The sequence below is a fragment of the Saccharothrix syringae genome (assembly GCF_009498035.1).
Classification (GTDB): domain Bacteria; phylum Actinomycetota; class Actinomycetes; order Mycobacteriales; family Pseudonocardiaceae; genus Actinosynnema; species Actinosynnema syringae.
Genome location: NZ_CP034550.1, coordinates 4,564,070 through 4,582,851, shown reverse-complemented (window position 1 = coordinate 4,582,851; position 18,782 = coordinate 4,564,070). Strand labels below are relative to the sequence as shown.

18 protein-coding genes are annotated in these 18,782 nt (G+C 75.1%); 4 read left to right on the top strand and 14 right to left on the bottom strand.

What is annotated here, in order from left to right; genetic code table 11:
* Positions 1 to 36: 36 nt before the first annotated feature.
* The 9 genes from EKG83_RS19870 to EKG83_RS19830 form a co-directional block, all read right to left on the bottom strand.
* On the bottom strand, positions 37 to 708 hold the full coding sequence (locus EKG83_RS19870) for an ABC transporter ATP-binding protein (RefSeq protein WP_033433112.1): 672 nt from the start codon (positions 706 to 708) through the stop codon (positions 37 to 39).
* A complete protein-coding gene (locus tag EKG83_RS19865) occupies positions 705 to 1,505 on the bottom strand; it encodes an ATP-binding cassette domain-containing protein (protein ID WP_033433111.1) in 801 nt (266 codons plus the stop codon). Before EKG83_RS19865 ends, EKG83_RS19870 begins: the two co-directional genes overlap by 4 nt.
* Positions 1,502 to 2,347 carry an ABC transporter permease gene (locus EKG83_RS19860; RefSeq protein ID WP_033433110.1) on the bottom strand — a complete coding sequence of 282 codons (846 nt, stop codon included), beginning with the start codon at positions 2,345 to 2,347 and terminating at the stop codon, positions 1,502 to 1,504. The genes EKG83_RS19865 and EKG83_RS19860 overlap by 4 nt, the downstream gene beginning before the upstream one ends.
* Positions 2,344 to 3,354, bottom strand: coding sequence for an ABC transporter permease (locus EKG83_RS19855; protein WP_228122711.1), 1,011 nt, complete (start codon positions 3,352 to 3,354; stop codon positions 2,344 to 2,346). The genes EKG83_RS19860 and EKG83_RS19855 overlap by 4 nt, the downstream gene beginning before the upstream one ends.
* Positions 3,321 to 4,895, bottom strand: coding sequence for an ABC transporter substrate-binding protein (locus tag EKG83_RS19850; RefSeq protein WP_051766409.1), 1,575 nt, complete (start codon positions 4,893 to 4,895; stop codon positions 3,321 to 3,323). The genes EKG83_RS19855 and EKG83_RS19850 overlap by 34 nt, the downstream gene beginning before the upstream one ends.
* A gap of 87 nt (positions 4,896 to 4,982) precedes the next feature.
* On the bottom strand, positions 4,983 to 5,999 hold the full coding sequence (locus tag EKG83_RS19845; protein WP_051766408.1) for an ABC transporter permease: 1,017 nt from the start codon (positions 5,997 to 5,999) through the stop codon (positions 4,983 to 4,985).
* 44 nt (positions 6,000 to 6,043) lie between these two features.
* Positions 6,044 to 6,922 (bottom strand): ABC transporter ATP-binding protein, encoded by an 879-nt coding sequence (locus tag EKG83_RS19840; protein ID WP_033433153.1) that lies wholly within the window; start codon positions 6,920 to 6,922, stop codon positions 6,044 to 6,046.
* A 249-nt stretch (positions 6,923 to 7,171) separates the two neighbouring features.
* Positions 7,172 to 7,846: a response regulator gene (locus EKG83_RS19835; RefSeq protein WP_033433107.1), complete on the bottom strand. Its 675-nt coding sequence runs from the start codon at positions 7,844 to 7,846 to the stop codon at positions 7,172 to 7,174.
* Positions 7,843 to 9,141 (bottom strand): sensor histidine kinase, encoded by a 1,299-nt coding sequence (locus EKG83_RS19830; RefSeq protein ID WP_051766395.1) that lies wholly within the window; start codon positions 9,139 to 9,141, stop codon positions 7,843 to 7,845. Before EKG83_RS19830 ends, EKG83_RS19835 begins: the two co-directional genes overlap by 4 nt.
* A 49-nt stretch (positions 9,142 to 9,190) precedes the next feature.
* Here EKG83_RS19830 and EKG83_RS19825 point away from each other — a divergent pair, with 49 nt between their 5' ends.
* Positions 9,191 to 9,982, top strand: a complete 792-nt coding sequence (locus EKG83_RS19825) for an alpha/beta hydrolase (protein WP_033433106.1) — start codon at positions 9,191 to 9,193, stop codon at positions 9,980 to 9,982.
* A 37-nt stretch (positions 9,983 to 10,019) separates the two neighbouring features.
* On the opposite strand, the gene EKG83_RS46960 is transcribed toward EKG83_RS19825, so the two are convergent.
* Entirely contained in the window at positions 10,020 to 10,661 is a 642-nt protein-coding gene (locus EKG83_RS46960) for a TVP38/TMEM64 family protein (protein ID WP_051766394.1), read from the bottom strand.
* A gap of 39 nt (positions 10,662 to 10,700) precedes the next feature.
* Between EKG83_RS46960 and EKG83_RS46955 the strand changes: the two genes are divergently transcribed.
* Both EKG83_RS46955 and EKG83_RS19810 read left to right on the top strand, forming a co-directional pair.
* Entirely contained in the window at positions 10,701 to 11,681 is a 981-nt protein-coding gene (locus EKG83_RS46955; protein ID WP_051766393.1) for a hypothetical protein, read from the top strand.
* A gap of 113 nt (positions 11,682 to 11,794) precedes the next feature.
* Positions 11,795 to 13,099 (top strand): SGNH/GDSL hydrolase family protein, encoded by a 1,305-nt coding sequence (locus tag EKG83_RS19810; protein WP_033433104.1) that lies wholly within the window; start codon positions 11,795 to 11,797, stop codon positions 13,097 to 13,099.
* A gap of 105 nt (positions 13,100 to 13,204) precedes the next feature.
* Here EKG83_RS19810 and EKG83_RS19805 read toward each other — a convergent pair whose 3' ends face one another.
* From EKG83_RS19805 to EKG83_RS19795, 3 genes are read right to left on the bottom strand one after another with little or no spacing between them, the layout of a single operon-like run.
* On the bottom strand, positions 13,205 to 14,152 hold the full coding sequence (locus EKG83_RS19805; protein WP_033433103.1) for a cation diffusion facilitator family transporter: 948 nt from the start codon (positions 14,150 to 14,152) through the stop codon (positions 13,205 to 13,207).
* Positions 14,149 to 14,598, bottom strand: coding sequence for a transporter substrate-binding domain-containing protein (locus EKG83_RS19800; protein WP_033433102.1), 450 nt, complete (start codon positions 14,596 to 14,598; stop codon positions 14,149 to 14,151). Before EKG83_RS19800 ends, EKG83_RS19805 begins: the two co-directional genes overlap by 4 nt.
* A 7-nt stretch (positions 14,599 to 14,605) precedes the next feature.
* On the bottom strand, positions 14,606 to 15,220 hold the full coding sequence (locus EKG83_RS19795; protein ID WP_051766391.1) for a superoxide dismutase family protein: 615 nt from the start codon (positions 15,218 to 15,220) through the stop codon (positions 14,606 to 14,608).
* Between the two features lie 117 nt (positions 15,221 to 15,337).
* On the opposite strand from EKG83_RS19795, the gene EKG83_RS19790 reads away from it, so the two are divergent.
* Positions 15,338 to 15,631: a GNAT family N-acetyltransferase gene (locus EKG83_RS19790; protein ID WP_033433101.1), complete on the top strand. Its 294-nt coding sequence runs from the start codon at positions 15,338 to 15,340 to the stop codon at positions 15,629 to 15,631.
* Here EKG83_RS19790 and EKG83_RS19785 read toward each other — a convergent pair.
* A complete protein-coding gene (locus tag EKG83_RS19785; RefSeq protein ID WP_033433149.1) occupies positions 15,610 to 18,753 on the bottom strand; it encodes an ATP-binding protein in 3,144 nt (1,047 codons plus the stop codon). The two genes, EKG83_RS19790 and EKG83_RS19785, sit on opposite strands and share 22 nt — an antisense overlap.
* Positions 18,754 to 18,782 lie beyond the last annotated feature (29 nt).

Here is an 18,782-nt window from a genome sequence, read left to right as displayed (position 1 = left end):
CAACCAGTGGTGGACCTTGGGGATCCCCGACTGGGGTTACCACGAACCGGTGATCGCCCGATCGGGTGACGTCCCGTCCGGCTCGGCGCCGGCCGGCGCGGTCAGGTCCGCGAAGGCCACCACCCGGTCCGCCACGACGTCCAGCAGCGGCCGGTCGTGGGAGATGGCCAGCACGCCGATCCCCCGGGCCCGCACCCGCGCCAGCAGCAGCCGCCACACCCGGGCCTGCCCGATCGCGTCCAGGCTGGCCGTGATCTCGTCGGCGACCAGGAACCGCGGCCCCGCCAGCAACGCGCGCGCCACGTTCACCCGCTGCGCCTCGCCTCCGCTGATCTCGTGCGGGAAGCGGTCCAGCAGCGCGGCGGGCACCAGCTCCGCCGGGACCTCCCCGGCCCCGGCCTCGGCCAGCACCTCCCGCACCGACCACCGCGGGTCCATCGCCAGGTGGGCGTGCTGGTGCGCGAACTGCACCGGGTTCGGCCGACCGGCACGCCGGTCGGGTCGCGGCGGCACCCCGTCCACCGTGACCCGCCCCCGCGAGGGCGCCACCAGCCCCGCCAGCAACCCGCCCAGCGTGCTCTTGCCCGCCCCGCTGGGCCCGTGCAGCCCGACGACCTCCCCCGGCGCCACGGCCAGCGACGCGCCGCGCACCACCCACGGCCCCCGCCTGCCGTAGCGGAACCAGACGTCCTCGGCCAGCAGGGTCACGGGTCCTCCGGGAGGTGGAAGCCGTTGGCGGGCAGCGCCCGCCACAGCGCGCGGGTGTACGGGTGGGACAGCGCCGCGCCGTCGCCGCGGAAGTCCGCCGGGCGCGCCTCGTCCACGGTGCGGCCGTCGTGGCAGATGACGACCCGGTCGGCGACGCCCAGCGCGGCGGGCAGGTCGTGGGTGATCAGCACGACCGCGCGGCCCTCGTCGGCGGTGCGGCGCAGCCCGTCCAGCACGGCCCGCACCGCGTCCGGCGGCAGGCCCGGGGTCGGTTCGTCGGCCAGCACCAGCTCCGGGTCCCCCATCATCGCCATGGCCGCCAGGACGCGCCGGACCATGCCGCCGGACAGCTCGTGCGGGTGGCGGCGGCCCACCTCGGGCCCCAGGCCGCGGTCCGCCAGCGCGGCGCGCGCGGCCGCCCGCGGGTCGGGGCGGCGGGCCAGCTCCGCCGAGCGCCGCACCTGCCGCCCGACCGGCGCGACCGGGTCCAGGAAGGTCACCGCCTGCGGCAGCAGGGCGGTGCCGCGGCCGGCCCGGGCGCGACGGGCGGCCGGGCCGAGGGCGACGCCGTCGAAGCGGACCTCGCCGCTCTCCCGCGCGTTGGGCGGCAGCATGCCGAGCACGGCGTGCGCGAGGAGGCTCTTGCCCGCGCCGCTCGCCCCGACCAGGGCGACCAGCTCACCCCGGTCGGCGGTCAGGTCCATCCCGGACAGCGCCACCACCGCGCGGCGGCGCAGGCCCCGGTCGTACCGGTGGAACGACACGGCCAGCGAGGCGACCTCCAGCAGCGCGCTCACAGGTGGTGGCTCCTCGGGTCCAGCAGGGCGCGCAGGTTCTCCCCGATGCCGTCGACCGCCTTGACCACCAGCAGCAGGCACAGGCCGGGCAGCACGGCGAGCCACCACGCGCCGGCGGACAGGAACCGCATCGACTCGGCCAGCAGCACGCCGGTGGACGGCTCGCCCGGGTCGACGCCCAGCCCCAGGAACGACAGCGCCGCCTCGTGCAGCACCGCGTGCGGGAACAGCAGCACCAGGCCCACCAGGAACTGCCCCACCAGGTGCCCGGCCACGTGCCGCCGCGCCACCCACCACCGGCCGCGGCCCAGGTGGGCGGACACCGCGACGTAGTCCGAGCCGACGACCTGCCGCGCCTGCCCCCGCAGCACCCGGGTCAGCGTCGGCCAGTGCGTGGCCGCGACCGCGACCACCACGGCGCCGGTGCCGCCGCCCAGGGCGAACGCCAGCAGGATCAGCAGCACCAGGTGCGGCAGCGCCAGGAACAGGTCGACCAGCCGGCCGACCAGCGCGTCCACCCGCGGCCCGCCCACCGCCGCCGCGCAGGCCAGCACCAGCGCGACGACCGCCGACAGCGCCGCCGCCGAGGTGCCCACCAGCAGGCTCAGCCGCAGCCCGGCGAGCACCCGGGCCAGCACGTCGCGCCCCAGCCAGTCGGTGCCGAACCAGTGCCCGGCCGACGGCGGCCGGTTGCGCTCGCCCAGCCCGGTGGTCTGCGCGGCGTCCTCGGCGAGGGTCCCGGCGACCAGCACCGCCAGCACGGCCAGTCCGGACACCCCGAGCTGCACCAGGGTGCGGGTGCGGCGGTCCGGCAGCACCCGGTTCGACAGCGCGGCCCTCACGAGCGCCCCCGGCCGTCGGCGAGCGCGGCCCGCGGGTCCAGCGCGGCGTGCAGGCGGTCGCCTACGGCGTTGCCCGCGAACACCAGCACCGCCGTGAACAGCACGATCCCCAGCAGCAGCGGCACGTCCTGCCCGAGCGCGGCGGCCGTGGTGGCCGCGCCGAGGCCCGGGTAGGAGAACACCTGCTCGGCCAGCACCGACCCGCCGAACAGCTCGCCGAGCGAGCCGAACTGCAGCAGCAGCGCCGGGGCCGCGGCGTTGCGCGCCACCCGGTGCACGACCAGGCCGAGGCCGCGCTCGCCCTGCGCCCGGGCGAAGGTCACGTGGTCGGCCGCCATCGTCTCCACCACCGCCCGCCGCGTGTGCAGCACGACCGGGGCGATGCCCACCACGCTCAGCGTGAGCGCGGGCAGCACCAGGTGGTGCAGCCGGTCGAGCGGGGTCACCTCGGCCGCGGGCACGCCGATCGGCACCGCGCAGCACACCGGCGCCCAGTTCAGCGACACCGCGAACGCGTACAGCAGCAGCAACCCCACCCAGAACGCGGGCGCGGACGCCAGCGTGTAGCACCACCACGTGATCGCGCGGTCCGACAGGCGCCCCTGCCGGGCCCCGGCCACCAGGCCGAGTGCGAAGCCCAGCACGCCCGACAGCAGCCACGCCAGGGCCATCAGCGCCAGGCTGGCGAGGAACTTGTCCCCGATGACCTCCAGCACCGGCCGGTTGAACGTCGCGGAGAACCCGAAGTCGCCCCGCACCAGGTTGCCCAGCCAGGCCAGGAACCGCTCGGGCGCCGGGTCGTCGAGCCCCCACCGCTGTGCGATCAACGCCCGCTGCGCCGGGCCGAGCGCGGCCACGTCCGCGCCCACGTAGGCCGCGACCGGGTCGACCGGCGAGTTCACCACCAGCGCGAAGGAACCCACCGCGACCGCGGCCAGCAGCAGCGCCAGCCGGGTCGCGCCGCGCAGCGCGGTCAGCAAGTCCAGCGCCAGCCGGTGATGGCCCACGTGATGGGCCAGCCGTGGCCGTGCGGCTCGACCTGCACCGGACCGACGTCCAGGCAGGAGTCGACGAAGTAGGTGTGGTCGAGGTTGACCAGCCAGGCCCACGGCGCGTCGGGCGCGAAGGCGCGCTGGGCGTCCTTCCAGCGCGCGGTGGCCACCTCGGGGTCGGTGGCGGCCATCGCCGCGTCGAGGGCGGCGTCCACCTCGGCGTCGACGTAGAAGCCGGGGTTCCACAGCTCGGTGCCGGCCTGCGCGGAGGAGTACAGGTTGACCATCTCGGTCGGGTCGTGGCTGCCCCAGCCGAACAGCACCGGGTCGGCGTGCATCCGGGTCCGGATGACCTCCCAGCTCTCCCCCTTGGCGGTGACCGCGATCCCGACCGGCGCCAGCATGTCGACCACGGCGAGCGCGAGCCCCTGCCGCAGCGAGTCCGTCGCCGGGTAGAGCAGGGTGAACTCCGCCCGCACGCCGTCGCGCTCGCGGGTGCCGTCCCCGTCGGCGTCGCGCCACCCCGCCTCGTCGAGCAGGCGGCGCGCCGCGTCCGGGTCGTCGTCCGGCGCCGCGCCGGCGGGTTCGTACCAGGGCAGGCCGTCCACGGGCCCGGTGGCCGGGCGGCCGTACCCGTCCAGCACGCCGTCGACCAGCGCCCGCCGGTCCAGCGCCGCGTTGACCGCCCGCCGCACCGCCGGGTCGGAGGTGACGGCGTTGCCGATCGGGTGGCCGGCCGCGCTCCTGCGGCCGGTGTCGGCCTGGTAGGGGAACGCGATGCCGCGGTTGTCGACGGACTCGACCCGGTGCAGCCTCATGCCCGGCATGTCGGTGGAGGCCAGCGAGGAGGGCAGCGCGGCCACGTCGACCTGGCCGGACCGGGCCGCCGCCAGCGAGGCGTCCTCGCCGGTGAACACGAACACGACCCGCTCGAAGGCGGGCTTGCGGCCGTAGTAGCCCTCGTTGCGCCGGACGATGAGCTGCTGCCCCTCGTCCCACTGCTCCAGCACGAACGGACCGGAGCCGACGGGGTTGCGCGCGTAGTCCGGGCCGTGCGCGTGCTCGGGCACGATGCCCAGCGACACCAACCGGTTGACGAACGTGCTCTGCGGCTTCGTCAGGCGCAGCTCGACGGTGTCCTGGTCGACGGCAACGGCCTCCACCAGCACGGTGACGTCGGTGAGGCCGCCGCTGCGGGCCGCGGTGGTGAAGGTGTAGGCGACGTCGCGCGCGGTGACCGGCCGACCGTCGCTGAACCGCGCGTCGGTCCGGACGTCGACCGTCCACACCAGACCGTCCGGGCTCACCTCGTGGCGCGTGGCCAGGTCGTTGACGACGTTCAGGTCGGCGTCCCGGGCCAGCAGCGTCGACTGGAACAGCGGGTTGCCGTAACGGCCCCAGCCCAGCGTCGGGTCGTAGCCCTCCTCGGACTCGCCGCCGATCGCCAACCGCAGCTCGGTGGGCGCCGGCCCACCGCTCGTACCACCGGCGGAGCACCCCGCCGCACCGACCACGACGACGACCGCCGCGGCCAACCACCCCGAAAACCCGCGCACCACTGTTGCCCCTCTCCTGCTGTTGCAAAATATCGGCAACAAATGGAGAGGGGCAACAGCCCGGGCTTGAGAGCCCGGTCACGAAGATCAGTCCTGCCGCGCCCACGCCTTCGCCAGCGCCACCTTGCCGCCGGTGCGCATCAGCGACCCCTCGTACAGCCGGGCCGCCAGCAGCACGACCACCACCACCGAGCAGGCCAGCAGCCCCAGCGAGAGCAGCGCCTCCCACGCCTGCGCCTGCCCGGTGAACATCCGCACCGGCATCGCGACGGCGGCGGAGAACGGGATGTAGGACAGCGTGGCGAGCACCGCCGCGTTGTCGGAGAAGAACGACACCGCGAAGTACGGCCCCATCACCAGCAGCACCACCAGGCCCATGCTCGAACCCAGGTCCTCCTGCCGGCTCACCATCGACCCGGTCACCGCCCACATCGCGGCCAGCAGCACGAACCCGAAGAGCAGGAACGGCACGAACCACCCCAGCGCGGGCGCCACCACCGCGAGCAACTGCCCCTGGTCGCCCAGGCGCAGCGCGATGGGCGCGGCCAGGGCGAGCACCAGCAACTGCCCCAGCATCAACAGCGTGTGACCGATGATCTTCCCCGCCAGCAGCGCCCGCACCGGGATCGTCGACACCAGGATCTCCACGATCCGCGTCTGCTTCTCGGTCACCGTGCTCTGGGCGATGGCCGCCCCGCCCATCCCGAACATGAAGAAGACGAGGGCGAAGACGAAGATGACCGCGGACCGCCGCCCGGAGTTCACCTCGGCCGGCTCCAGCAGGTCGACCGGCGGCGCGGTGGCCAGCGCGGCCAGCACCTCGTCCGGCTCATCGGTCAGCGCGACCACCCGGACACCCCCGTCCGACACGACGGCGGCCTCCACCTCCTCCGCCCGGACCAGCTCCTCCGCGGCGGCGCGGTCGGTGACCTCGCGCACCTCGAAGCCCTTGTCCCGCAAGGCGTCGACGGCTTGGCCACCGACCGCGGCGACCTTCGTGGCACCACCGCCGAACACCACCGGCAGCACGGTCAGCGCGAACAGGCCCACCAGCATCAGGGCGAAGCCGATCCAGAAACCCTTGGTGCGCAGGAAGACCTTCATCTCCCGCTCGGCGACCAACCTGGTCGCCGCGGCGAACGACGCGTTCACACCGCCTCCTTGAAGATCTCGTCGAGCGTCGGCACCACGGGCGTGAAGGCGCGGACCGGCCCCCGTTCCACGGCGGCGCGCAGCACGTCCTGGTCGTCGGCGCCGTCGAGCTCGAACACCACCCGCGGCCCGTCCAGCTCGACCACCCGGACCCCCGGCAGGTCGCGCACCCACCCCGCGTCGGAGGCCACCACCAGCTCGTGCCGGCGGGTGCCGTACCGGGTGCGCAGCTCCTGCCGCGTGCCGCTGGCGGTGACCTGTCCCCGCGAGATGATCACCACGTCGTCGCAGAGCTGTTCGACCAGCGCGAGCTGGTGGCTGGAGAACAGCACGGGCACGCCGGCCGCCGCGCGTTCGCGCAGCACGCCGAGCACCACCTCCACCGCGATCGGGTCCAGCCCGGAGAACGGTTCGTCCAGCACCAGCACCTCGGGCTCGTGCACCAGCGCGGCGGCGATCTGCACGCGCTGCTGGTTGCCCAGCGACAGCGACTCCAGCTGGTCGCCCGCGCGGTCGGCGAGGTCGAGCCGGTCCAGCAGCCGCTCGGTGTTGGCGCGGGCGGTGGCGCGGTCCAGGCCGTGCAGGCGGCCGAGCCACGTCACCTGGTCCGCGACGCCCATCTTCGGGTACAGGCCGCGTTCCTCGGGCATGTAGCCGAAGCGGGGGCGGGTGGCGGCGGTGAGCGGTTCGCCGTTCCAGGTCACCTCGCCGCCGTGCGGGGCGAGCACGCCGAGGACGATGCGCATGGTCGTGGTCTTGCCGGAGCCGTTGGCGCCGAGGAACCCGGTCATCCGGCCGGGGCGGACGTCGAACGTCACGTCGTGGAGCACCCGGTGGTCGCCGAAGCTCCGGCTGATCGCCTTCACTGTCAACACGATCATGAGGTTATGGGCCGCGGTGGCCGTTCCGCGTCCTCCGCGGGACCCACCCCGGGGGTCCTCCTCGCGATCTACCCGCGGTGTCCGAGCGGAGGACACGCGGTGCGGGAGCGGAGGACACGCGATGTCGGAGCGGAGGACACGCGGTGCGGGAGCGGAGGACACGCGGTGCGGGAGCGGAGGACACGCGATGTCGGAGCGGAGGACACGCGGTGCGGGAGCGGAGGACACGCGCGGTGGAGGGGGTCAGGCGCGGGGGTCGCCGGGGCGGACGATGCCGTGCTCGTAGGCGAAGACCACGGCGTGGGTGCGGTCGCGCAGCCCCAGCTTGTTGAGCACGCGGGAGACGTGGGTCTTGACCGTGGTCTCCCCGAGGTGCAGCGCCCGCGCGATCTCGGCGTTGCCCGCGCCGCGCGCCATCTCCACCAGCACCTCGTACTCGCGGTCGGTCAGCTCGGGCGGCCGGTGGGCGGTCGCGGGCGCGGCGGCGCCGTGGAAGCGCGCGATGACCCGCCGGGTCACCTCCGGCGACAGCAGCGCGTCACCGCGGGCGACCACCCGCACCGACTCGACCAGGTCCTCCGGCGAGGCGTTCTTCAGCAGGAACCCGCTCGCCCCCGCCCGCAACGCCTCGAACAGGTAGTCCTCGCGGTCGAACGTGGTCAGGATGACCACCTTGACCGACTCGCCGACCTTCCCGAGGATGCGCCGGGTGGCCTCCAGCCCGTCCAGGCGCGGCATCTGGACGTCCATGAGCACCACGTCGGGCCGCAGCCGCTCGACCAGCTCGACGGCCCGCTCGCCGTCCCCGGCCTCGCCGACGACCTCGATGCCCTCCTCCGTCCCGAGGATGACCCGGAACCCGGCGCGCACCAGGTCCTGGTCGTCGGCGAGCACGACGCGCAGCGGTCTACCGGTCACGACTCCTCCTGTGCGGTGGGCAGGGTGGCGCGCACCAGGTAGCCGCCGTCCCGGCGCGGGCGGGCTTCGAGCGATCCACCGTGGACGGCGATGCGCTCGCGCATGCCCACCAACCCGAACCCGCCGGCGGCCTCCCCGAACGCCGGTCCGCCGCGCCCGTCGTCGGCGACCTCGACCTCCAGCGCGCGTTCGAGGTAGCGGACCCGGACGTCGACCTTCCGCGCGCCCGCGTGCTTGACGACGTTGGTCAGCGCCTCCTGCGCGACCCGGTAGGCCGACAGCGCCACCCCGTCGGGCACCGGGCGCGGCTCGCCGTACGTGCTGTGCTCGACCTCCAGGCCCGCCGACCGGGCCGTGGCCACGAGGTCGGGCAGCCGCTCCAGGGCGGCCAGCTCGCCGTCGGGCTTCTCCTCGTTCGGGGCGCCCGCCCGCAGCAGCCCCAGCAGGCCGCGCAGCTCCCCCACCGAGTCCCGCGCCGTCTGCTCGACCATGAGCAACGCCGACCGGGCCAGCTCGCGGTCGGTGTCGAGCACCCGGCGGGCGGCCCCGGCCTGGATGCCCATCACCGACACGTGGTGCGCCACCACGTCGTGCAGGTCGCGGGCGATGCGCAGGCGCTCGGCGACGATCGCGCCCCGCGTGTTCTGCTCCTGGGACCGGTGCAGCCGCTCCGCCTGGTGCTCCAACTCGGCCTGCCGACGCGCGGACACCCACGCCTGCTCGCCCAGGAAGTACGCCGACAGGAAGAACGCGAGGTTGAGCGCGAGCTGGTAGAGCACCGACGCCAGCACGGGGTCCAGCGGACCGGCGGCGTCCTTGAACGCGTGCGGCGGTCCGACGAGGAACTTCACCAGCCCGAAGCCGAGCCAGGCGAACATCACCACGATGACCGCGATCCGCGACCACCGCGCGACCACCCGGTTGCGCTCCCAGGCACCCGCGCTGTGCAGGGCGAGGAACAACGCCACGGACGGCACCACGCTGTCCCCGGTCTGCCGGACCTGGGCCGCGATGAACAGCGCGGCCACCACCAGCAGCACGGCCAGCGGGTACCGGCGGCGCACCACCAGCGGCGCGGTGACCACCGCGTTCCAGAACAGCTGCTCGCCGAACGGGGGCGGCTCGCTGAACGCCTGCGCGCCGATGCTGTTGACCAGCGCGGTCGTCGCGAGCCCGCCGACCACCGTGCCCAGCCCCAGCCACCAGTCGCGCCGCTGCTGGGCGCGGCTGGGCAGCGGCCTGCGCCATTCGGCCCACCTGGGCTCCACGTCGGCGGCGGAACCCGCGATCACCATGGCGACAACCTAACTCACGGTGCCCGGCGCCGACCCCGATGATGGCGACATGCGCAGACGGGTGTTGCTCGGCCTCGCCGCGGCGGCCACCATCGTGGCCGTGGTGCTGGGCGGCGCGTTCGCGTTCCAACGGAAACTGGTCTTCCTGCCCGCGGGCGGCCCGGTGCCGCCGGCGGCCGACGTGCTGCCCGGCGGTCGCGACGTGACCCTCACCACCGCCGACGGCCTGCGCCTGTCCGCCTGGTACTTCCCCGCGCCCGGCGCGAGGGCCGCCGTGCTGGTGACCCCCGGCAACGCGGGCAACCGCTCGCTGCGCGCCCCGCTGGCCGCCGCCCTCACCGCCCGCGGCCTGTCGGTGCTGCTGGCGGACTACCGGGGTTACGGCGGCAACCCGGGCGCGCCCACCGAGCGGGGGCTGGCCCTCGACGCCCGCGCCGCCCGGGACTTCCTGCTCGCCGAGACCGACCTGCCGCTGCTGTACTTCGGCGAGAGCCTGGGTTCGGCGGTGGCCGCCGAACTGGCCGCGGCGCACCCGCCGGCCGGGCTGGTGCTGCGCTCGCCGTTCACCGACCTGGCCGCGGTGGGCCGGCGGCACTACCCGTTCCTGCCGGTGCGGTGGCTGCTGCTGGACCGCTTCCCGACCGCCGAGCACGTGGCCCGCACCACCGCGCCGGTGACGGTCGTCTACGGCTCGGCCGACTCGGTCGTCCCGCCGGAGCAGAGCCGCGCGGTCGCCGCGGCGGCCGGCGGGCGGGCGGTGGAGGTGCCCGGGGCCGACCACAACGACCGGGTGCTGCTCGACGGCCCGGCCGTGGTCGAGGCGGTCACCGCGCTCCTCTGACCCGGTCCACCCGTCCCACGGCCGCCCCAAGGCACGGTCACCGCGCCCGCCTGACCCGCAGCACCGCGAACCCCGCCACCGCCGGCAGCGCCATCGCCGCGCCCGCCAGCAGCCACTGCCCGACCGTCATCGTGGTCAGCGACGCCCCGGTGGTCGTGTAGACGGCGGTGGCGGGCAGCACCCCGACCGCGGTGCCGGCCACGAACGCGCCCACCCGCAGCCCGGTCAGCCCGGCGACGTAGTTGACCAGCCCGAACGGCACCAAGGGCAGCAGCCGCAACGCCACCACCGCGCCGAACCCGTGCCGTTCGAGCAGCCGGTCCACCCGCGCGAACCGGCCGTCGCGCGGCCGGACCACGTCCCGCCCGAGCCCGCGCGCCACGAGGAAGCTCACCACCGCGCCCAGCGTCACGCCCACGACCACCACCCCGGCGCCGACCCACGGCCCGAACAGCACCCCGCCGAGCACGCTGAGCACCGGCTTGGGCACCAGCACCGACGACCCGGCCGCGCACAGCGCGACGAACACCACCGGTGCCAGCGGCCCGGCGGCGTCGACCCGACCGCGCAGCTCGGCCACCCCGGGTACGACACCGGTGGCGACCCCGACCGCGCACGCCGCGACCAGCACCACGAGCAGCACGAGCCGGAGGACCCCGAACCACGACCGCCCGCTCACCCCGCCCAAACTACTTGCCGCCCCGAGGAAGCTGGACCCGTGGACCGGGAACTGATCGAAACGCTCGGCGCCGTCGCCCACCCGGGCGGCCTGCTGATCGGGCGACCGGAACTGGTCGTGGGCGTGCTGCGGTGCGCGTCCCGCCCGTCGGGGCTGGAACTGGAGCTGCTCGCCCGCCGGCCGCCGGACCCGCGGGACGCCACGCAGCGGCAGCGGGACATCCGCGCGGGCCGGGGCGGTCCGGCGGTCGCGGCGCGCGTGCTGCTGCCCGACACGGACGAGGGCCTGGACCTGCGCCTGGGCGTGCTGGAGGACACCGGGCGGGCGCGGTGGGCGTACCCGTGGATCAATTCCACCCGCAACGACAACACCGGGAGCGAGTACCGCCTGACCTTCCTGCTCCCGCCCGCGTTCGACCGCGTCTCGCTGGTGTTCGCCTGGCCGGAGATCGGCTTCCCGGAAACCGTCGTGCACCTGCCGCTGCCGTCCCGCGCCACCGTCGAACGCGCCACCAGGTCGATCTGGGACGCCCCGGTCACCGGCGTGCCCACGGCCGAGCGGTTGACCTCCCGCACCGCCCCTCACCCCGGTTTCGTCGCCATCGAGACCGGGGTCGGCGTGGCGCCGCCGCAGGTGCTGCACCGCGTCGGGGACGCGGCGCTGGTGCTGACCCGCCTGGCCGCGGTGGAACCGGGCCTGCTGTCGGCGACCCTGACGGGCGTCGCGCGCGACGAGGCCGGGAAGGCGGCGCGGCGCGACCCCGCCGAGCGCCCACCGGCCGACCGGCCGCACCGGGGCGAGCCGGTCCTGGCGGTCGTCCGGGGCGACGAGGCGGTGCGGGCGACCCTCACGGACGCCGAGGCCACCGGGGGCTTCTGGTCCTACCGCACGACGCAGCACTTCGTCCTGGAGGCGCCCCACGACGGCGTGCTCGACCTGCTGGTCTCCTGGTCCGCCGCCGACCTGCCCGAAGCCCGCGCCCGCATCCCGCTGGCATCGCCACACGATACTGAACGTTAAGCCGCAACCACTCGTCGCATCTTCGACGCCGCTCGTCGTGACTGGCTTGACCGGTTAACCCACCGCTGCCAGCGTCGGCCACGCCACCAACGACGACCGGCGAGGAGACCGTCATGGCAGGACACGCGGGGAAGTTGGCCCTGATCGCGGCGCTGGTGGCCGCCACCGCCGCGCAACCCGCCGCCAGCGCGCAACCCGCCGCCGGCGCGCAATCCGCCACCGCCGCGCAACCCGCCACCGGCGCGCAATCCGCCACCGCCGCGCAACCCGGCGCCCACGCCCGGGGCTGGGTGGCCGCGTGGGCGGCGAGCCCCGTGGTCGGCAGCGCGGTCCCGTGGAACTCGTGCCCGGCCGGCGAGGGCCTGGCCGACCAGACCGTGCGCAACGTCGTGTTCACCAGCGCGGGCGGCCGGTTCGCGCGGGTGCGCCTGACCAACGCCTTCGGCACCAAGCCGCTGAAGGTGGGCCGCACCTCCGTCGCGGTGCAGGCGGCCGGCGACGCGGCCGTGCCCGGCACCTTGCGCGCGGTGACGTTCGGCGGTCGCCGCGAGGTGACCGTGCCCGTGGGCCGGGAGGTCTTCAGCGACCCGGTGCGCCTCGACGTGGCGGCGCTGTCCACGCTGCTGGTGAGCGCGTACCTGCCGGAGGCGACCGGACCGCTGACCAACCACCCGTTCACCGCCCAGGGCAACTACCTCGCCGCGGGCGACCGGACCGGCGCGCTGTCGGGCGGGTTCGCCGACACGCCGTGCTGGATGGTGGTCGACGGGGTGGACGTGGCGCCCGCGGGCCGGGTGAAGGGCGCGGTCGTGGCGTTCGGCGACTCGATCACCGACACCGCCAGCACCACCGGCAACGCCAACCGCCGCTGGCCGGACTTCCTGGCCAGGCGGCTGGACGCGGTGCCGGGCCGGACGCTGTCGGTGGTGAACGCGGGCCTGGGCGGCAACCGGCTGATCGCCGACCGCGACGAGCCGTACTGGGGCGTCGCCGGGGTCACCCGGGTGCAGCGCGACGTGCTGTCGCAGACCGGCGTGGAGGCCGTGATCATGCTGCTGGCGGTCAACGACATCGGCTACAGCGCGTCGGCGGCCGACCTGATCGCCGGGCACCGCGAGGTGATCAGGCAGGCGCGGGCGGCGGGCGTCGCGGTCTACGGCGGCACCGTGCTGCCGTTCAAGGGCTCGTTCATCTGGACCGGGGAGCGCGAGGCCACCTGGCGCGAGCTCAACGACTGGATCCGCACGTCCGGCGAGTTCGACGGCGTGGTGGACTTCGCCGCCGCGACCGCCGTACCGGGGGACCCGGCCACGCTGGACCCGGCCTACGACAGCGGCGACCACCTGCACCCCAACGACGCGGGCACCGAGGCGATGGCGAACGCGGTGGACCTGGCCATGCTGCTGGGCAGGCGCTGAACCACGCCCGGTGGCGCCCGTCCGGGCCCGGACGACCGCACCGCCCGGCGAATCCGGTCCACGCCGTTCGTCGGGACCGGGTCCGCCGGGCGGGCGCCACCGGGTTCAGCGGTCGATGCGGGTGACCGGGGCGACGACCAGGTCGTGCACGCGCCAGTCGAAGTCCCGCGCCCACTTCCCCAGTTGCTCCAACCGCTCCGGCAGCCCCTCGTCGGTCGTCGGCACGACCAGCAGCTCACCCACGAACACGTGGCCCTCCTCGCGCACGCGCAGCCACGCGTCGGCCACCCAGTCCTGGTCGAGCACGGCGGCCAGCAGCCGGTCCGGCAGCGGGTGCGGCTCGCGCCCGCCGACCACCCGCGGCCTGCTGTCCATCAGGTTCGCCACCGCGTCCCGCGTGGTGCGCGCGCCGTCGCGGACGATGTCGCCGCCGATCACCAGCGCGGCCACCGCGTCGGCCCACCACAGGCCGAAGCCGATGCCGAGCACGCCCAGCACCGCGGCGGCCGCGGTGAGCCAGTCGGCGCGGTTCATCTCGGCGTCCGCGTAGAGGACCTTGTCGTGCAGCCGCCGGGCGATCCCGATCTTGACCCGGCCCAGCAGGATGGCGGGCACCATGGTGGCCAGCAGCGCGGCGATCATCAGCCAGCCCGACCAGAAGCGGACGCCGAACACCTCGACCAGCCCGATCGGCGGGCGCTCGCCGGCCAGCAGGCGGGACAGCGAGTCGTACACGACGTAGCCGCCCAGGCCCAGCAGCGCCAGCGAGCCCGCCAGGAACGCCACGCTCACCGACCGGTGGTAGCCGTAGGGGAACCGCTCGTCCGGCGGCCGGTTGCGGTAGCGGGCGGCGACCAGGAACGCGGCGGGCGGCACCAGGCCGAGCATGTCCTCGATCCAGGCGGCCTTCATCGCCTGCGACTGCCCGAGGGTGACCGCGAGCAGCGCGACGGCGGCGGCGAAGAAGGCGAGCGTCCACCACTCCAGCCGCACCGCGCGCCGGTGCAGCGCCGCCTTGTCCGGCGGCAGCTCGAAGCGGTCGCCCACCCTCATGCGCGGTCCAGCAGCCGCTCGACCTCGCCGTCCGGCAGGGTCGCCAGGAACTCCTCCACCTCGACCTGCCAGGCGTTCTCGCCCAGCGGCAGCGCCCACACGTGCCGCTCGGCGTACGGGCGGGTCAGCGAAGCCTGCTCGACCCACGGCGACTGCTCCTCCAGCCCGCCGACCACCAGGTCCAGCTCGCGGCCCTCCAGCGCGGTCATCAGCGTCGACTCCGAGCCCGGGCGCCACTCGACGCGGGCACCCAGCCCCGCGGCGAACCGCTCCACCAGCTCCACCTCCACCCCGGCGGGCGCCTCGTCCCACGCCCGCGTCCACGGCGGGTTGTCGGTGACGCCGGCGCGCAGCACCCCGGCCCGGACGCGGTCCAGGGTGCCCTCCACGTCACGGGGCAGTCCGCACCCCGCCAGCACCAGGGCGAGGACGAGCAACCACCTCATGCGCGCCTCAGTCGCGGAACGGGGCGGTGAAGCAGGCGAGCCGGCCGCCCGCGGTGCCCGCCTGACCCGGTTCGGTGGCCGTGGTGGGCTTCTCGTGCAGCACGATCGAGGCGGGCACGCGGTCGCCGAAGTCGAACGGCACGGTGGTCTCGGCGGAGCCGTTGCCCTGGCCGTCGGTCTTCAGGTCGAGCCAGATCTCGTTCCGGGGGTTGGCGTAGGCCGGGTCGGTCGAGGGCTTGTCCGGCGTCGCGTTCGGGTCGACCTGGTGCTGGTAGTGGGGCCCGGCGTCGGCACCGGTCTTCCCGCACGGGTCGGTGTGGGCGTGCACGGCGTAGCCGCGGTCGGGCTGGAGCCGGTCGGCGTCCAGGCGCACGGTGGTGGTGCCCTCGCCCTCGCTGACCTCCAGCTCCAGCTCGGCGCCGACCGGCGCGGCCTCGGGCTCGTAGGTGAAGGCGGTGTCGGCGTCGTCGACCGTGGCGAGCACCCCGACCAGCCGGTTGGTGACCGCGGACTCGGAGGTCGTGGTCGACTCGGGCGCGGCGGTGTCCGTCCCGCCGCCGCAGCCCGCGATGCCGCCCGCCGCGGTGCAGAGCGCGGCCACCAGCACGAGGCGGATGCGCATGTCGGTCCCCCTTCGCTACCCCGTCGTGGTCACCGGCCGATTACCCTCGTCACTCCGCGTGAAAACCTCGCGGCCGCCGGTGCTACGTTCTCGACTCCGATCGACCGGGAGGTAGCGATGGCCATCGAGGTGCACGACGTGCCCGAGGAGAAGTACTTCGCCGCGGTGGTGGACGGCGCGCCGGCGGGCCGGGCCGAGTACCTGCGCACCCCGGAGCTGATCGTGTTCACCCACACCGAGGTCGACCCGGCGTTCGAGGGCAGGGGCGTGGGCAGCGCCCTGGCCCGGGCCGCGCTGGACCAGGCCCGGGAGTGGGGGCTGCGGGTGCTGCCGCAGTGCCCGTTCATCAAGGGGTACATCGAGCGGCACCGCGAGTACGTCGACATCGTCTACGGCGCCAACGCCGACTGATCCCGGCCGTCGCGCGCCCGCCGCAGGACCTCGTCCTCGGTGAGCGCGCTGGGCGGGTGGTGGCTCAGGCACATCGGCAGCCGGAGCTTCGCGAAGCCGGTACCCTCGGTCGCGCCGTAGAACCGGCCGGCGGGCAGGCGGGAGATGTCGTCCACCCGGCCGCCCTTGGCCCGCGCCAGCGCCTTCGCGGCATCGATCTGCGCCGAGGCGTTGAGCAGGCCGAAGAACTGCGTCGCCGCGTTGCCGGTGACCTGGTTGTGCAACGCCTTCGGCGCCTGCGTCGCGTAGACCATGCCGAGCCCGTACTTCCGCGCCTGGGTGGCCAGCATCAGGGTGCTCTGCCGGGACGCGGGCGTGCCGCGCGCCGGGACGAACGTCTGGGCCTCGTCCAGCACGAGCAGGCCACCCAGCGGCCGGTCGCCCGCCGGGTTGCGCCGGACCCAGGCGAACAGCGCGAGCTGGAGCTGGTTGACGAAGGTCTGGCGCTGGTCGTCGTTGGGCAGGCCGACGCAGCTGATCACCGACACCCTGGCCCGCCTGCCGGGCGGCGGGGTGAGCAGCACGCCCGGGTCGAGGCGGTCCCCGAGCCCGCCGAAGACCGGGTCGTTGATCATGGCTGCCTTCAGGCCCTCGGCGATGTCGGCGGCCAGCTTCGCCGAGTCCCGGATCGTGCTGACGCCCTCGGGCAGGTCACCCAGGAACGCCACCAGGGCCTTGAGGTCGCTCCCGCCGCGCCGCGCGAAGTGCGCCAGCGCCTCGGTGAGCACGGCCTTGCCGGTGTCGAGCTTGCGGCCGGACAGCCCCGCGCGCGGCACGAGCCCCGCGACCGCGGCGTCGATCGCGGTGCGGAACTCGTCCGGGTCGTCGACCACCCCGCCGAAGTCCGGCAGCGGGGTCAGCACCAGCGGTCGGCCGGTCTCGCGGGACGGCGTCCAGACCACCACGTCGGTGTCGGCGAAGTAGCGGCGGGCGCGCTCGGCGTCTCCTCCGCCCCACTCGACCGGCGGCGACGGCCACGGGTCGCCCAGGCGCGCCAGGTCGTTGTTGGTGTCGATCAGGACCGACGACACCCCGTGCAGCGCCACCTCCTCGACCAGGCGGCGGAGCAGGACGGTCTTGCCCGACCCGGTGCCGGCGAAGACCGCGGTGTGCTTGCGCAGCAGCGCCACCGGGATGGTGAACGGCCGCCCGTTGTCCGCGTTCACGCCCAGGGTGATGGCGGGGACCCCGTCCTCGTTCCGGCCGGACCGGTCGTCGCCCGGCTCCGCCTCCGGCCACCGCGGCGCGGAGGGCTCCACGGGCGCGGGAACGGGCTCCGGCACAGGGGGGACCTCGGGCACCGGCGCGGGGAGGACCCGCCGCAGGAGCCCGGACCTGCTCGCGGGCAGCCGGGCCGCCAGCCACCCGAGCAACCCCTCCGGCGCCCGGGCCAGCATCAGCTCCAGGGCCTCGAAGGTGCGCAGGTCGTCCTGCGACACCGGCAGCGACACCCCGCCCGCGGCCTCGAACTCGGCCAGCGCCGCCACGGTCTTCGGCCCCGCCGAGAACGGGATGTTGCGCAGCACCACCAGGTGCCGTCTGCCGCCTTCCTGCCACAGCTCCGCGTCCAGGCACGCCGACTGCAACCGGGGCAGCACCGAGCTGTGGTGGGAGTGGGCGATCGCCCGGAAGCTCCAGTGCTCCTCCCCTTCCCCCTCCTCGTCCAGCGTGCGCCGCAACCGGGCGTGGAGCACGGGCACGACGCCCGACGGCGGGTCGACCGCCAGGTCCTGCCCGGCGCCACCCCGTTCCAGCACGTAGCACCGCAGGGCCGCGCCGAGCAGGGCGGGCATCCGTTCGCCCTCGGCGGCCGGGTCGAGCGGCCGCACCACGTCGGCCGCCGCGCGGAGGCGGGCGAACTCCTCGTCGAGCGCGCCGAGGACGTCCGGCCCGGTGGTGGGGACCGCGGTGGTGACCGGCTGGGGTTCGCCGAAGTCGGCCAGCTCGCGCACCTCGCCCAGCCGCAGGCACTCCTCCACGTGCCGCTCCACGCGCTGGAGCAGGCGGCGGGCCGTGCAGTGGGCCACCTCCGGGTCCTCGAAGGCCGACGGCAGCACCGGCCAGGTCGGGTGGGGCGGGGTGAAGCCGACCTCGTCGTACAGGCCGCCGAGGTGGCGTTCCACGATCGCGGTCGCCACGGCCGGTCCGGGCATCGCCGTCGACAGGGTGAGCACCCGGAACCGGTCGCCGGCCGAGTTGACCCCGTGGTCGGCGACCAGCCGCCACGTCCTGGGCAGGCACGCGACCACGATCACGGTCCGGGTGGCCTCCTCGCGCAGCGCCATCAGGCCGTGGGCCAGGCCGTCGGCCAGGGCGTGCCGGTCCGATTCGCCGGGAGCCTGGCTGAACACGCCGTCGACCTGGTCGACCGCCACCACCACGGGGCCGGTGAGCGCGAAGACGCGCGACAGGTCGCCGAACACGAGCTGGGCCGGCCGGCCGCGGGCGCGGAAGCCCCACTGCTCCCGCTCCGCCTCGGTGATGCCGTCCTCCAGCACCAGGAAACCGTGCCCGACCCGGTTCACCTCGTCCCTGGCGGCCCGGTGGAGGACGAGGGCGCGCAGCGTGTCCTGGCAGTTGGACACGACCTCCGGCGCGAGTTCGCGCAGCCGTTCCACCAGCAGGTCGACGTCCTGCCTGCGCACCGGCAGCGTCCCCCGCAGCCGCATGCGCACCTCCCCGGGGCACCCGGTGCGATCGGCGAGGCGGTCGAGCAGGGTGGTGAGCTGGCCGCCGTCGCGGGTGAGCAGCTTGCTGCCCAGCACGCCCTGCACGGCGCCCTCCCAGAACGAGCGCTTGTCCAGCGTCTTGAGCAGGAAGAACGCCCCGCCCTCCCGCTGCACGCGCTGCCGCAGCCACCCGAGCATGTGGGTCTTGCCGACACCGCGCTCGCCCTGGAGCACCACGCCCAGCGGGTTGGCGCCCGGTTTGCGCGCCGCGGTCGCCACGGCCCGCTCCAGGTGCCTCACCGCCTCCACGTGGAGGCCGTCGACGTGGTGGTCCAACCGGCTCCACACGTCGTCGGGCGCGAGGACCGAGTTGAACTGGACCTCGTTCAGGGCGTTGCGCTGCTCCGGGTCCATCCCCTCCGAGTGCGTCCCTCCCGGGCCCA